At 69.3% G+C, this 14,458-nt stretch carries 13 protein-coding genes; all 13 read right to left on the bottom strand.

The genetic code is table 11. The annotated features are described in order from the left end of the window. Nucleotides 1-67: 67 nt before the first annotated feature. Nucleotides 68-1,297 (bottom strand): glycoside hydrolase family 3 N-terminal domain-containing protein, encoded by a 1,230-nt coding sequence (locus ABD089_RS04250; RefSeq protein ID WP_343884971.1) that lies wholly within the window; start codon nt 1,295-1,297, stop codon nt 68-70. Then, a complete protein-coding gene (locus ABD089_RS04245) occupies nt 1,294-2,700 on the bottom strand; it encodes a mycothione reductase (RefSeq protein WP_343884970.1) in 1,407 nt (468 codons plus the stop codon). The genes ABD089_RS04250 and ABD089_RS04245 overlap by 4 nt, the downstream gene beginning before the upstream one ends. Before the next feature lies 1 nt (nt 2,701). Beyond that, entirely contained in the window at nt 2,702-3,472 is a 771-nt protein-coding gene (locus ABD089_RS04240; RefSeq protein WP_343884969.1) for an SDR family NAD(P)-dependent oxidoreductase, read from the bottom strand. A gap of 60 nt (nt 3,473-3,532) precedes the next feature. Next, nucleotides 3,533-4,426, bottom strand: a complete 894-nt coding sequence (gene ccsB, locus ABD089_RS04235; RefSeq protein ID WP_343884968.1) for a c-type cytochrome biogenesis protein CcsB — start codon at nt 4,424-4,426, stop codon at nt 3,533-3,535. After that, nucleotides 4,423-6,072 (bottom strand): cytochrome c biogenesis protein ResB, encoded by a 1,650-nt coding sequence (gene resB, locus ABD089_RS04230; protein WP_386769141.1) that lies wholly within the window; start codon nt 6,070-6,072, stop codon nt 4,423-4,425. The genes ccsB and resB overlap by 4 nt, the downstream gene beginning before the upstream one ends. Further along, nucleotides 6,054-6,803, bottom strand: coding sequence for a cytochrome c biogenesis CcdA family protein (locus ABD089_RS04225; RefSeq protein ID WP_386769117.1), 750 nt, complete (start codon nt 6,801-6,803; stop codon nt 6,054-6,056). The genes resB and ABD089_RS04225 overlap by 19 nt, the downstream gene beginning before the upstream one ends. A gap of 1 nt (nt 6,804) precedes the next feature. After that, nucleotides 6,805-7,374: a TlpA family protein disulfide reductase gene (locus ABD089_RS04220; RefSeq protein WP_343884966.1), complete on the bottom strand. Its 570-nt coding sequence runs from the start codon at nt 7,372-7,374 to the stop codon at nt 6,805-6,807. Continuing rightward, on the bottom strand, nt 7,371-8,702 hold the full coding sequence (gene hemL / locus ABD089_RS04215; protein ID WP_343884965.1) for a glutamate-1-semialdehyde 2,1-aminomutase: 1,332 nt from the start codon (nt 8,700-8,702) through the stop codon (nt 7,371-7,373). Before hemL ends, ABD089_RS04220 begins: the two co-directional genes overlap by 4 nt. Nucleotides 8,703-8,786: 84 nt before the next feature. Continuing rightward, nucleotides 8,787-9,770 (bottom strand): porphobilinogen synthase, encoded by a 984-nt coding sequence (gene hemB / locus ABD089_RS04210; protein WP_343884964.1) that lies wholly within the window; start codon nt 9,768-9,770, stop codon nt 8,787-8,789. 81 nt (nt 9,771-9,851) lie between these two features. Further along, entirely contained in the window at nt 9,852-11,477 is a 1,626-nt protein-coding gene (locus ABD089_RS04205) for a bifunctional uroporphyrinogen-III C-methyltransferase/uroporphyrinogen-III synthase (RefSeq protein ID WP_343884963.1), read from the bottom strand. Then, entirely contained in the window at nt 11,470-12,423 is a 954-nt protein-coding gene (gene hemC, locus ABD089_RS04200) for a hydroxymethylbilane synthase (protein WP_343884962.1), read from the bottom strand. Before hemC ends, ABD089_RS04205 begins: the two co-directional genes overlap by 8 nt. Beyond that, nucleotides 12,420-13,751 carry a glutamyl-tRNA reductase gene (hemA, locus tag ABD089_RS04195; RefSeq protein ID WP_343884960.1) on the bottom strand — a complete coding sequence of 444 codons (1,332 nt, stop codon included), beginning with the start codon at nt 13,749-13,751 and terminating at the stop codon, nt 12,420-12,422. Before hemA ends, hemC begins: the two co-directional genes overlap by 4 nt. Beyond that, nucleotides 13,748-14,398, bottom strand: coding sequence for a redox-sensing transcriptional repressor Rex (locus ABD089_RS04190; protein ID WP_343884959.1), 651 nt, complete (start codon nt 14,396-14,398; stop codon nt 13,748-13,750). The genes hemA and ABD089_RS04190 overlap by 4 nt, the downstream gene beginning before the upstream one ends. Nucleotides 14,399-14,458 lie beyond the last annotated feature (60 nt).

Below are 14,458 nucleotides of genomic sequence, written 5' to 3'. Positions count from 1 at the left end.
ATCACCGCGGATCGATCGTGGGTTGGTCCGGGCCTCATCCCGCAGTATGAGGCCAGCGCCACCAGCCTCAGCGCGAGCACTCCAACAGGCCGGCCTTCGACTTGAGCTCGAGCACGCGTTCGACGTGGTCGTCCAGGGTCGCCGCGAAGGCTTGATCCCGCTGGGCCTTGGCCAGCATCGCCTCCACCATGTCGTCCATCGTGGCGGCGTCCGCGTTGATCACGATGTCCCCGCCAGCCTCGATGAAACGCAAGCCACGCTCGGCGGCGGGGACGTCGGAGACCGCCTCGGCCGCGCCGATGTCGTCGCTGATCACGACGCCCTGCCAACCCAGCTTGTCGCGCAGCAGTTCGGTGACGATCTTGCGGCTGAACACGGCATGGACGCCGGGATCGATCTTGTCGTACTTGACCGAGCCGACCATGATCGAGTCGGTGCCGGCGGCGATGGCGGCGGCGAAGGTCGCCACATCGTCACCCGTGGTGACCGAGTCGGTCGCGGCGGCGAAATCGGTGTTCTGCTCCACCCGTCCGATGCCGGGGAAGTGCTTTGCCGACGTGACGATGCCCGCCTCGTGAAGCCCCTCGATGACGGCGCCGAGGTTGGTGGCCACGGTCTGCTCGTCGCTGCCGTAGCCACGGCTCAGCTGGCCGATGGGGGCATTGGAACTGGTCTTGTCAGCCGGGACGAGGTCGGCCACGGGCGCCAGGTCGTAGCGGACGCCCGCGGTGTGCAGCTGCTTGCCCCAGGTCGTCCACTTCGCGGTGAGGTCGGATGGTGACAGCTCGGACTGCGCGGCGGCGCTCGGGATGTCGTCGAAGCCGGTTCCGGTCAGGCGCTGCACCTGACCGCCCTCCTGATCGACGGCCACCATGATCGGCACCGCGCCAGCAGCTGTCTGGATGCGCGCGCTCATCGAGGCGACCTGTCCCACGCCCCTGGGTGGCTGCCCGAGGTAGAGCACGGACCCGATGCCGAATTCCTCCACCACCTGGCGCAGGTCCGGATCGAAGGTGGCGCCGGTGGTGGCGACCATGAACAGCTGGCCGACCTTCTGGGTGATGTCCAAGCCCTCGGCCAGGCTGCGGCAGCTCGGGCTGCTGGCGCCAGTCACCGAGGCGGACCCAGCCGCCGAGGTAGGGCCCGAGGCCGCGTTGCCGGAGCCTGGCGATTCCAGAGCGCTGCTCGCCGCGGACGTCGTTGCGTCAGCACTGGTGCTGGACGAGCCGGTGCCGCCGCAGGCGCTCAAGGCCAGGGCAGGCACCATCAGCACCGCGGCAAGGACGCGACGCGTCATGCGTCCAGCTCCAGGCCCAGTAGTGCGTTCTCGATGACCTCGGTCAGCGCGGGATGGATCCAGTACTGTCCGCGCGCCATCTCCCGCACGCCCAGCCCGAAGCTCATCGCCTGCACCAGTGGCTGCAGCAGGGTGGAAGCCTGCGGGCCGACGATGTGCGCACCGAGCAACTGACCGGTCGCCGGGTCGGCGATCACCTTGCAGAAGTGTTCCTGGTCTTCCAGTGCCCAGCCATAGGCGACGTCCCCGAAGCGTTGCACCTTGGTGACGTAGCGGCGGCCCTGCTCGCGCAGTGACTGCTCGGTGGCGCCGACGGCGGCCACCTGCGGGTCGCTGAACACCGCGTGCGGGATGAACCGGTGGTCGGTGCTGGCGAGGTCGTCGGGGTGCAGGAGGTTGTGCTGCACGGTGCGGGCCTCGGCGTTGGCCACGTGCTTGAGCTGGGCGTGGGAACAGACGTCACCCAACGCCCAGATGCGGTCATTGGTGGTGCGCTGGTGCGCGTCGACGACGACATAGCCGTCCTGATCCATCTCGACCCCGGCGGCAGACAGGTTGAGCGTGTCCCCATTGGGGATGCGGCCGGTGGCCTCCAGCACCACCTCGGCCTCGTAGGAGTACTCGACCCCGTTCTCGTCGGCGGCGATCACCGCGACGGTGCCGTCGTCATTGGCCTCGTAGGCGCTGATGTCCTGGTTCAGCACCAGCCTGACCCGCTCGCCCATCAGCCGGGTGAACAACGCCGATACCTCCTCATCCTCCTTGCGCAGCAGCCGGGGCGACCGGTTGATCATGGTCACCTGGGTGCCGTAGGAGGAGAAGACGTGCGCGAACTCGGCCGCCACGAAGCCACCGCCGTGGATGATCATGCTCTTCGGCAGCGAGGGCAGGCGCATGATCGTGTCGGAGGTGTGCACGGCCCCGGCGACCCGGGCGTCGTTGAGACCGGGGAGGTCCTGGAAGCGGGCCCGCGAGCCGGCCGCGATGACGAACTGGTCGGCAGAGATCCGGTAGGGCTCGTCCTCGCCCTGGATGGCGATCTCGAGGGAGTCAATGCCGACGAAGCGGGCGGTGCCGGTGAACAGTTCCACATGGGGCTGCTGCTCGCGCCACTGCTTGCCACCGGACGAGATGGGGTCGATCCGGCCGAAGACGCGGTCGCGGACCTCCTCGAAACGCACCCCCTCGAACCGGAGGTCGACCCCGAGCCGGCCCCCCTCCTCGGGGGAGCGGGCCAGATCGGCGGGCAGCACGAACATCTTCGTGGGGATGCAGCCGACATTCAGGCAGGTGCCGCCGAAGACGCCACGCTCCACGAGGGCTACTCGCTTGCCCTCGAAGCGCTCGTCGATGATTGTGTTGCCCGAACCGGACCCGATGATGCAGACGTCGAAGTGTTCCATCTCAGGCCTTCTTGGTGGGACGAACGGCGAGCTTGGCGATCGGGAGCGAGATGCGCGCCGGTGACAACTTCGCGACCGTCGCCTGGACGGCGTTGAAGCGTCCGTCGACGACGCTGGGGCGCCCCTGCTCCAGTGCCCTGAAGGTGCTGGCCACCACCTGCTCGGGGGTACGGCGGCGTGTCATCGCCGAGTCATCCCCCGCATTGGCGAAGAAGGAGGTCTCGGTGGGGCCGGGGCAGATCGCGACCACCTTGACGCCCTGCGCCTTGACCTCCGCCCACAAGGCCTGGCTGAAACTGAGCACATAGGACTTGGTCGCCGCGTAGACGGCCATGGTGGGGATGGGCTGGAAGGCAGCCGTGGAGGCGACGTTGATGACCGTCCCCTCGCCGCGACGGACCATCGCTGGGACGAAGGCGCTGCACAGGTCGGTGGGGGTGACGCAGTTCAGGGTGATCTCGGAGTGGACGCGATCGGGGTCCAGCTGGGAGAACTCGCCCATCGTCCCGAAACCGGCGTTGTTCACCAGCACGTCCACCTCGACGCCCTGCGTCGTCAGTGCCGCGGCCAGCGCCCGTCCGGCGCCGTCGACGCCGAGGTCTTCGGAGTGCACCCTCACCTGAACCGAGTGGGCGGCAGACAACTCGCCGGCCAGGGCCTGCAACTTGTCCTGGCTGCGGGCGACCAGGATGAGGTCGTGGCCCTGCGCGGCGAGGTGGCGGGCATAGGCCTCACCCAGGCCACCCGATGCTCCGGTGATCAGTGCGTACATGGACACCAGCCTACTGGCGGGCCTGGCGGTCCCCGCGCCGAGCTTCCCGCCGGCGGTGGCTCAGACGCCGGCGTAGGAGTGCAGGCCGCTGACCAGCAGGTTGATGCCGATGAAGTTGAACCAGAAGGAGATGACGCCGATGATCGCGATGATCGCGGCCGCGCGTCCCCGCCAGCCGGCGGTGGCTCGGGCGTGAAGGTAGGCCGCATAGACCACCCAGGTCACCAGTGCCCAGGTCTCCTTGGGGTCCCAGCCCCAGTAGCGGCCCCAGGCGTACTCGGCCCAGATTGACCCGGCAGCGATGGTGAAGGTCCAGACCGGGAAGGCGAAGGCCAGCGAGCGATAGGCCAACACGTCCAACTTCTTGGCGGTGGGCAACTTGGCGAGGTAGCCGGTGGTCACGGCGCCCTTGCCTTCGGCGCGGGCCCGCAGCAGGAACAGGATCGATGCTGCGCCGCCCACGTTGAAGGCGGCCCCCGAAATGCAGGCGGCGACGATGTGGATCACGAACCACACCGAGTGCAGAGCGGGAACCAGGTCGGCGACGGCGACGTAGAAGACCGTCGCGGCCAGGCCGAGACCGACGGCCAACAACAGGGTGACCGGCAGTCCGAGCCAGCGCATCCCCCACCGGGTGGCCAGCGGCAGGTAGGCGATCGCGACGAACAGCAGCGCCGAGGCGGTGAACTCGTACATGTTTCCCCAGGGCGCGCGTCCGGCCGCGATGCCGCGGGTCACGACGCCGACCAGGTGGCTGGCGAAGGCCACCAGGGTCAGGCCCACCCCCATGCGTCCCCACATGTCCACCCGCAGCCGCTGCGCGCGGTTGGCCTCATCGGCCTCGATCGACAGCCCCCGCGCCGAGGCCCACTCGGCGGCATGCGCCATGAAGGCCAGCAGGTAGACGACGGCGGCCGTGACGATGGCCAGGGCCGAGATCTCCGAGGTGCTCATGGGGTCTCCTGTTCGGTGAGGGCGATGGGGTTGGTGGGGTTGGTGGCGGTGGGGTTGGTGGCGGTGGGGTTGGTGGTGGTGGGATTGGTGGCGCGGGTGGAGGCCAGCAGGTCGTCCACGTCGTCGGACAGACCGGTGCGGGCATCCGCCCGGTCCAGTCCACCGACCTCGAGCCGGGGGTTGTCGTCTGCATCGTCGCGCACCCGCAACCACAACCGCCGCGGGCGGATGAACAGCGACAGGCACAGCCCCAGCACGCCGACCGCCAAAGACCCGAAGGCCATCGGCAGCCCCGGGGAGCGTGAGACCTGGATGCGTGACCAGTGCGACCAGCCGTCCAGCGCGATCGTGCCCTTGCCATCGGGGAGCCGGTACTCCTGGCCCGTCTTGAGCTGGAAGCGCAGCAGGTCGTCACCGCTGGTCATTTGCGTCATGCCAGTGGTGTCAAGGACGAAGACATTCTCCGGCTCGCCTGTCTCGGTCTTGGGCGCTCCGGCCCAGGCATTGGAGTACAGGACGGGGTTCAGCGCGTCCGGGAAGAGCGAGCGGGGCATGCCCTCCCCCGCGCTGGTCGGCACGAAGATGGCGTCGAAGGCCAACCGCTCCGGGCGGGCGTCGGGCACCTTGATGACGCCCTTGGAGGTGAAGTTGCCGTCCTGCTGGAGGAAGACCACCGGGCCGGAGAAGGCGATGTCACCGTTGCCGTCCGTGACGGTGATGTGCGGTGCGTAGCCAAAGCTGAGCAGGTGCACACGGTTGCCGTCGATGGTCAGCGGGTGGTTCACCCGGACGGTCTCGGCGGTCGTGGTGCCGTCCGCGGTGACGTCCACCTCGGCGGTGAAGTCGCGCGGGGCGCCGGTCTGCACGGCACCGGTCTCGAACCGGACGAAGAACTTCTTGAGCTTCACGGTGAAAGGTGCCAGGGCGTCGGTGTCGACGCGGGCTCCGGCCTTGTACTCGTCGTACTGGGTGATGTTGTTCGAGAAACCCTGACCCTCGACGATGATCGCGGTGCCCTTGAACCCGTAGAGGTTGTTCCACGCGATGCCGAGCAGCATGAAGACCATTGAGACATGGAAGACCAGGTTGCCGAACTCGCGCAGGTAGCCGCGCTCGGCGCTGATGCCCTCCGCGGTGGTGCGCACCCGGAAACGCTTGCTGCGCAGCCACTTCTCGGCGTTGGCCACAGCGTCCTGCCGGTCGCCGACGAGTGCCGTGACCCGGTTCTCGGGCAGCCGGTCCAGCCGGGAGGGAATCCGGGGCGGCGGCTGGCGCAACGCCCGGGCATAGACCCGGATGCGCGGGATGATGCAGCCGATCAGCGAGACGAACAGCAGCAGGTAGATCGCGCTGAACCACGGCGAGGTGTAGACGGAGTACATCCCGAGCGGGGTGTAGAGCTTGTCCAGGGCCGGGTGGTCGGTGCGGAAGGTGCGAACGCGGGCGGCCGAGATGGACGTCTGCGGCACCAGCGATCCGGGGATGGCGGCCAGCGCGAGCAGGAAGAGCAGGGCCAGGGCGGTGCGCATGCTGGTCAGCTGGGTCCAGATCCAGCGTCCAAACTCGCGCACCCCCATGGCAGGGGTGCTGGTGCCGGGCTTACTGCTGGCGGGAGGGGTCTTGCTCATCAGATCGGTGTCTCCCAGTTCGCAGCCAGCACCTGCATGTGTCGCATCAAGACGTCCCACTGGCCCGTGACCAGCAGCAGCCCAACCATGATCATCATCACGCCACCCAACCGCATCACCCAGACCTGGTTGCGACGGACGAAGGCGATCGCGCGGCTGAACCTGACCATGGCCAGTCCGGCAACGATGAAGGGCAGGCCCAGGCCGATGGCGTAGAAGAAGGCCAGCACCCCGCCGCGGGTGGCAGAGCCCTCGTTGAAGGACAGGGACAGCACGACCGACAGCGCCGGCCCGATGCAGGGCGTCCAGCCGAGCGCGAAGAACATGCCCAGCAAGGGTGCGGCAGCGATGCCTGCGCGCGGCATCCGATGCAGCCGAACCTCACGTCGGCCGATCGGCAGCACGCCCATGAAGATCAGGCCGAGGCAGATGGTGACGATGCCCATCACCATCGAGATCGTCTTCTGGTGCGTCACCAACGCCGCCCCGACGCTGCCCATCGCGGCGCCGGTGAGCACGAAGACGAAGGCAAAACCGAGCACGAACAGGCTGGTGCCCAAAAGAGTGCGGCGCTTGGATCCGGTGCCCTCGATCACGTCCGCGGCGCCCAGGCCGGTGGCAAAGCTCAGGTAGCCGGGCAGCAGGGGCAGGACGCAGGGCGAGAAGAAGGACGCCAGCCCCGCCAGCATCGCCACCGGGACGGCCAGCAACATCGAACCGCCCAGCGCATCGCGCGCGAAGTCACCCATGTCACTTGCCTGCCGCGATGTCGTCGATGGTGCCGACGAGGGTGGAGGCGGTGGTCTCGCCCATGATGCGCGCGGCGACCCGCCCCTGGGCGTCGATCACCAGCGTGGTCGGGATCGCCTTGGCCGGCACCTGGCCCCAATCGAGCAGCATCGCGCCGTCGGGGTCGTAGAAGTTGGCGTAGCTGATCTTGAAAGTGCGGACGAATGCCTCGGCGCGCTTTGTATCCAGGTCGCGGGTGTTGACGCCGTAGAAGACGGCCTTGCCCTTGGTCTTCGTTGCGGCCTCGACGATCTGCGGCGCCTCGTGCCGGCACGGAGCGCACCACGAGCCCCAGACATTGACGACGATCACCTTGCCGGCGGCGTCAGCCGTGGTGAGCTTCCTGCCCGCCAGGTCCTCGCCCGTCAGAACCGGTGCCGCGGTGCGCTGCTCGGGAGCGATCCGGGTGTAGCTGCCGTCCCCCTGCGCAAAACCGGTCTCGGCGTCAGTCCCGGTCGGGGAAGAGCAGGCGGCCAGCGCGAGCACGAGCCCCAGGCCAGCAACCCGCGCTGGCGCCGGGCGGCGCGTCACAGAGCCGCCCTGGCCGCCGCCGCGGCCTTCGGCAGCGCGGCAATGACGCGGTCAAGGGCGGCGTCGTCGTGCGCGGCGGACAGGAACCAGCACTCATAGCCCGACGGCGGCAGGTAGATGCCCTGCTCGAGCATGGCGTGGAAGAAGGCGGCGAAGGCCGGGGCCGATTGGGTCTGCGCCTGCTCGTAGTTGGTCACCGGGCCGGTGGTGCCGAGGAAGACCGAGAACATCGAGCCCGCGGTGTTGATGGCGAAGGGCACGCCGAAGGTCTGCAGTGCCTTCGCGACCTCGGTGCGCAACCGGCTCGACTGGCGCTCGAGATGGGCGTACACATCGTCCGTGCACAGCCGCAGCGTGGTGGCGCCCGCGACCGAGGCGATCGGGTTCCCTGACAGGGTCCCGGCCTGGTAGACGCCGCCGACGGGCGACAGTTGCTGCATCAGGTCGGCCCGACCGCCGAAGGCTGCCGTCGGGAAGCCGCCGCCCATCACCTTGCCGAAGGTCATCAGGTCAGCGGCGACGCCGTCGGCGCCGAACTGGCCCTGACGGGTGACGCGGAAACCGGTCATCACCTCGTCCGAGACGAACAGCGCGCCGTGCTCGTGGGCGACCCGGCGCAGGAAGGCGTTGAAGTGTTCCCCGTCCACGATCGAGGGCTCGATGACACCCATGTTGCCGGGGGCCGCTTCGGTGATCACGCAGGCGATGTCGGCGCCGTGCTCGGCGAACAGGGCCTCGACAGCGGCGCGGTCGTTGTAGGGAGCAACCAGGGTGTCAGCCGCGGTCGCCGGGGTGACACCGGGGGACGCGGCAACGGCGCGGGAGGCAGCGTCGCCCAGCGTCGCGACACCGGACCCTGCCGCGACCAACAGCGAGTCGACGTGGCCGTGGTAGCAGCCGGCGAACTTGAGCATCTTGGTACGTCCGGTGGCCCCGCGAGCCAGCCGCAGCACGCTCATCGTCGCCTCGGTGCCAGAGCTGACCAGACGCACCTCGTCGACGGGGGTGCGCTCGACGACCAGTTCGGCCAGTTCGACCTCGGCCTGGGTCGGGGCGCCGAAGGAAGTACCCAGGGCAGTCTTCTCAGTCACCGCGGCCAGCACCTGCGGGTGCGCGTGGCCCAGGATCATCGGACCCCAGGAGCCCACCAGATCGACCAGTTCGTTGCCGTCCTCGTCGGTGACGAAGGCACCCTTCGCCGAGGCGATGAACCGCGGCGTCCCGCCAACGGCACGGAAGGCGCGGACCGGGGAGTTCACCCCGCCGGGAATGACGCGTTGTGCCCTCGCGAAGAGGGCCTCCGACTGTGGGGCGGACTGCGGGCTCATGGGCTCGGAGTCTAGTTCAGCTGGCTGGGTATTCCGAACCGGCGCCCACGGCCGGTCTCGCTCCGCCCCGACATCCGGTCGGGCTCAGCCCCGGGCGTGCCGCTGGGCGTACTCCAGCGCCCAGTAGGTGAGGACGATGTCGGCACCGGCGCGACGGATCGAGGTCAACGACTCGTCGATGATGCGGTCACGGTCGATCCAGCCATTGGCGGCGGCGGCCTCGACCATCGCGTACTCGCCGGAGACCTGGTAGGTGGCCAGCGGCACGTCGACCACCTCGCGCACCTTCGCGATGATGTCCAGGTAGGGCAAAGCGGGCTTCACCATCACCATGTCGGCGCCCTGCTCGATGTCGGCGAGCACCTCGCGGATCGACTCACGGGCATTGCCCGGGTCCTGCTGGTAGGTCTTGCGGTCGCCCTGCAGCGATGAGCCGACTGCCTCGCGGAAGGGCCCGTAGAAGGCGCTGGCGTACTTCGCTCCGTAGGCCAGGATCGCGACGTCGGTGAAGTCGTCGTCGTCCAGTTCCTCGCGGATCGCGGCAACCTGGCCGTCCATCATCCCCGAGGGTGCGACGACATGGGCGCCGCACTCGGCGTGGATGCGGGCCATCTGCGCGTAGATCATCACGGTCAGGTCGTTCAGCACGCGGCCCTTGTCGTCGAGGATGCCGCAGTGGCCGTGGTCGGTGAACTCGTCCAGACAGACGTCGCTCATCACCAGCAGGTCGTCGCCGACCTCGGAACGGACGGCCGCGATGGCGCGGTTCAGGATGCCGTCGTCGGCGATGGCCTGCGAGCCGTTCGCGTCCTTGTGGTGGGGTTCCGGGACGCCGAAGAGCATGATGCCGCCCAGGCCCGCCTGCGCGCAGTCGGTGGCGACTCGACGGATGGTGTCCAGCGTCTGCTGTTCCACGCCCGGCATGGACGCGATGGGGCGGGGCTCGGTGATCCCATCCGCCACGAAGGCGGGCAGCACCAGTTGGCGGGCCTCGACGCTGGTCTCACGGACCAGGTCGCGCATGACGGGCAGGGTACGAAGACGACGGGGGCGATCCATGGGCCCCATTCTGCCCCCTCGAAAGGCTCGGGGACGGTGCGTCGTCCTCTGGGCGACGATTGTGGCCCCGTGCGGCGAGCCCGTCGAGGCTCAGGCCGATGTCGGCTGGGCGCGGCGCCGGCGCCGCTTCTCCGAGGGACGGACGACGACCTCGCCGCGCTCCTGCATGCCGAGGCGACGCTGGTGCGCGAACTGGGCCAACGCGTCCACCAGCTCCAACGCGGAGGGCTCCGGGGCCAGCACGTCGACCCGTAGGCCATGCTCCTGACAGGTCTTCGCGGTCTGTGGGCCGATCGCCGCGATCACGGTCAATTTGTGCGGCTTGCCAGCGATGCCGACCAGGTTGCGCACCGTCGAGGAGGACGTGAACACGACCGCGTCGAACTGCCCAGTCTTGATCGCCTCGCGCGTCTGCGCTGGCGGCGGGGCGGCGCGAACGGTGCGATAGGCAGTGACGTCCTCCACCTCCCAGCCAAGATCGGTCAGGCCGGAGACCAGCACGTCGGTGGCGATGTCGGCACGCGGCAAAAAGACCCGGTTGATCGGGTCGAGCAGTTCGTCGAAAACCGGGAACTCGGCGGCCAGCCCGGCGGCCGACTGCTCGTGCTTGGGCACCAGGTCGGGACGGATGCCCCAACTGCGCAGGGCAGCGGCGGTGGTGCTGCCGACCGCAGCGACACGCAGGCCGGAGAAGGCACGCACGTCCAGGCCGTACTCGTCGAACTTCTCCCGGATGGCCCGCACGGCGTTCACGCTGGTGAACGCGACCCACTCATAACGTCCCTCGACCAGACCGCGCACGGCCTTGTCCATCTGCTGCGGGGTGCGCGGGGGCTCCACGGAGATCGTCGGCACCTCGTCGGCGTTGGCACCCCAGGTGCGTAGCCGGTCGACCAGCGGAGACGCCTGCTCCTTGGTGCGCGGCACCAGCACCCGCCAGCCGAACAGGGGTTTGGACTCGAACCAGTCGAGTGAGCCACGGGACTGGTCAGCCACGACAGAGCCGACGACGACGTGGATGGGCGCCCAGGGGTCCATGCCACGGGCGGCGCGGACCATCTTGCCCAGCGTCGTCACCTGCGAGGCCTGGGAGGTGGAGGCACCACGCACGACCAACAACACCGGCTCATCGTCGCGGCGTGCGGAGCCGAGCGCCTGCGCGTAGACGGTGGACAGGTGCTCAACGAGCGTGGAAATCAGCAGAGTGCCTGTGGCAGCCCAGGTGGATCCGTCGCCCAGCTGCGGGTCGGTCGCGTTGATCAGCTGCACCTCGGAGTCGCCGAGGGGGACGCCGGCGTACTCGGGGATCGCGGTCAGCGTCGAGATGCCCGGGATGATCTCCAGCCCGACGCCCGCATTGGCACACTCGGCTGCCTCGGCAGCGACTCCGCCGTCGAGGAAGGGGTCACCGGTGATCAGACGGACAACCGTGTCGCCCTCGGCCACCGCCTCGCGGATCACCTGCACCCGCGCGCCAAGCGGGGCCGGGGACTGCTCCGGCCCTGCGAAGGAGCTGACGGTGCAGTCCCGCGGAAGGTTGACCATCGGGTGGTCGAGCAGCGGGAGCAGCGATTCGTCGTCCAACAGCACGACGGATGCCTCCGACAGGGCCTGGACCGCCGCCAGGGTCAGCAGGTTGGGGTCGCCGGGACCGCCTCCGACGAAGGTGACGTGTCCCTTCACCAGCGCCTGTCCGGACTCAGCCGCCTCACTCATCCAGATCCTTTCCAAGCAGTGCGAGCACCCGGCGTGCAAGCGCGGAGCCCAGCTCCACAGCGTCCTGCGCGTCGCCGCTGAGTTCGTCACGCACCAGCCCGGCGTCACCGGACTCTCTCCCAGCAACTGCACGAAGAGTCAAGTGTGACCCACTGATGTACGCAAAGGCACCCACCGGCGCGAGGCAGCCAGCCTCCAGCACCTTGAGGAAGGTGCGCTCCGCGGACACGGCGCGGTGCGTGTCGACGTCGTCGATGGAAGCCAGCGCGGTGAGAAGGGCGGGGTCGGCGTCCTCCCGGCACTCGACGCCCAGACAGCCTTGACCAGCGGCGGGAAGCATCATCGACAGCTCCAGCAGTTCTATCCGGACGCTGCCGGAAGCCACGCCGACCTCACCGATGCCCTCAAGGTCGGCGGGGATCCGTCCGAGACGACGCAGGCCCGCGGCGGCCAACAGCGTCGCGTGCACCTCGCCCTGACGAACCAGGTCGATCCGGTGGTCGACATTGCCGCGGATCGGGACGATCTCGACCTCGACGCCACGGGCGCGGGCGAGCTCGGCCAACTGCACCGCACGCCGCGGCGAGCCGGTGCCCAGCCGGGTGCCATCGCGCCACTCGTCGACGCCAAGTCCGACGAGCACGTCGCGCACGTCCTCACGCGTCGGGGTGGCAGCCACGACCAGCCCAGGGGCTGGGTCGACTGGCAAGTCCTTGAGGGAGTGGACGGCGACATCGACACCGCCGCTGAGCAGGCCATCACGCACGGCAGTGGCGAACACGCCGGTCCCACCGATCTCGGTCAACCGCCTCCGGTCGACATCCCCGAGGGTGTCGATGCCGACGAGCTCGGAGGGGTACCCCGCCGCTTCGAGCCGGGATGCCACCCACGTGGCCTGGGCCACGGCCAGGGGCGAACGGCGCGCCCCCACCCTGATGGTGCTCATCGTGCCTCCTGGTAGTCGGCCGCCGCCTGCTCAGGGGTCTGGGGGCAGGGTGCCTCCAGCACGGGACACTGCGCGGGGTCGGCGCTCGCGACCCGCATCGGGTCGAGTGAGAACAGGCTGCGCAGCGCGGCGGTGTAGTCCACCGGGGAATCCTCGGCGGCGAACTCGCGCACGCGGACGGTGGGCTGGTGGATCAGCTTCTCGGCCACCCGGTGCAGGGCGTGGGCGACCTCGGCGCGAGTCTGGTCGTCGGCCCCGGGCAGGCGACGATCGATGCGGGCCAACTCGTCGGCAACCACCTGTTGGGCCATCTTGCGCAACGCCACCACGGTCGGGGTGACCGCCTCGGCGCGCTGCTTCGCCAGGAAGTTCGAGACCTCGCCGTCGACCAGCGACCGGGCCACGGCCTGGTCGCCCAGGTCGTCGTCCCCGGCCTCCGCGAGGGCGGCGAGGTTGATGAGTTCGACGTCGCGGGTGACGACGTCGGGGTTGACGTCCGGTGGCAGCGCGAGGTCGAGGATCGCGCGGGGGGCGGGACGGTCACCGAGCCGTTCCGCGCTCAGCAGGCCGCCGGCGGCACCAGTGCAGGTCACGACGATGTCGTACTGGCCGGCGACGACAGGCAGCTGGTCCAGGGAGACGGCACTGCCGCCGACCTCGGCGGCCAGTCGCTCGGCCTTGGCAAAGGTGCGGTTGGCGCAGTCGACGCGCGCGGCCCGCTGGGCCAGGCTGCGGGCGGCGAGGCCGGCCATCTGGCCGGCACCGACCACCAGGCAGTGCGAGCCCTCGACGCTGATGCCCCGCTTGGCCATTTGTTCGACGGCCGCGCTCAGCACCGAACGCCCGGCCGAACCGATCGAGGTCTCGGACTGCACCCTCTTGCCGACGCGCAGGGCGTTTTGGAAGAGGTGGTTGATGGCCGGTCCGGAGGTTTGCTGGGCCTGGGCCTGGCTGAGGGCCTCGCGCACCTGGCCGAGGATCTGGTTCTCCCCCACCACCAGCGAGTCCAGCCCGGCCACCAGGGAGAAGCAGTGGGCGATCGCCGCCTCATCGAAGAAGACGCTGCACAGGTCGGGCAGTTCGGATCGAGCGACACCCACCCGGGTGGCCAACGGTTCGACCAGCGACTCGAGGCCGGCGTGGAAGCGCGTGGTCTCCACGTAGACCTCGGTGCGGTTGCAGGTGGACAGCACCAGCGCCTCCCCGACGTGGGGCTGGTCGACCAACTGGCGGGCCAGCAGGGTGCTGCCCTCACGGTCCATCGAGGCGCGCGCGAGGACGTCGATCCCAGCGGTGCGGTGGTTGATGCTGACGGCCAACAGTGTCACTGGACGGGCTCCGTGCGGTGGGCTTCGTGGAAGGCGAGGATCTGCAGCTCCTGGGCGAGGTCGACGGCTCGGACGGTGACGCCCTCGGGCACCTCAAGGGTGATCGGTGCGAAGTTCAGGATGCTGGTGACGCCCTGCGCGATCAGTCGATCGGCAGCCTGTTGGGCAGCAGCGGCGGGCGTCGTCAGGACGGCGATGCGCGCGCCCGTGCGCCGGACGATCTCCTCGAGCTCGGCGTCGGGCAACACGGCGATGCCGCCGACCTCGGCGCCGATCCGGGTCTCGTCCGTGTCAACCATCGAGACCACCTGGAAGCCGCGGTGCAGCAGCCCGCCGTGGCGGGCCAGCGCTCGGCCAAGATTGCCGGCGCCGACGATGACCACCGGCCAGGTGGTGCGGGTGCCGACGAGTTCGCCGATCTCGGACATCAGGGTGTCGACCTCGTAGCCGACACCCCGGGTGCCGTAGGAGCCGAAGTAGGACAGGTCGCGGCGCAGCAGGGCTGGCTGCACGTGGACGGCCTCGGCCAGCGCATTGGAGCTCACCCGGGCCACCCCTTCGTCCGCGAGGTCGGTGAGCACGCGCAGATAGCCCGGGAGGCGCTCGATCGTCGCCTGCGGGATCTGCCCGTTTCCGGGGGTGCTCATCGGTGGTCGGAACTCCTGGTCGTGGCTGGTTCGGGTAGCCGGGTCTGGTGGGCCAGCGTC

It is taken from the genome of Luteococcus sanguinis, assembly GCF_039527675.1.
GTDB lineage: Bacteria > Actinomycetota > Actinomycetes > Propionibacteriales > Propionibacteriaceae > Luteococcus > Luteococcus sanguinis.
Note: the sequence above shows the minus strand (reverse complement) of the source record. Positions and strands in the feature narration are given on the sequence as shown.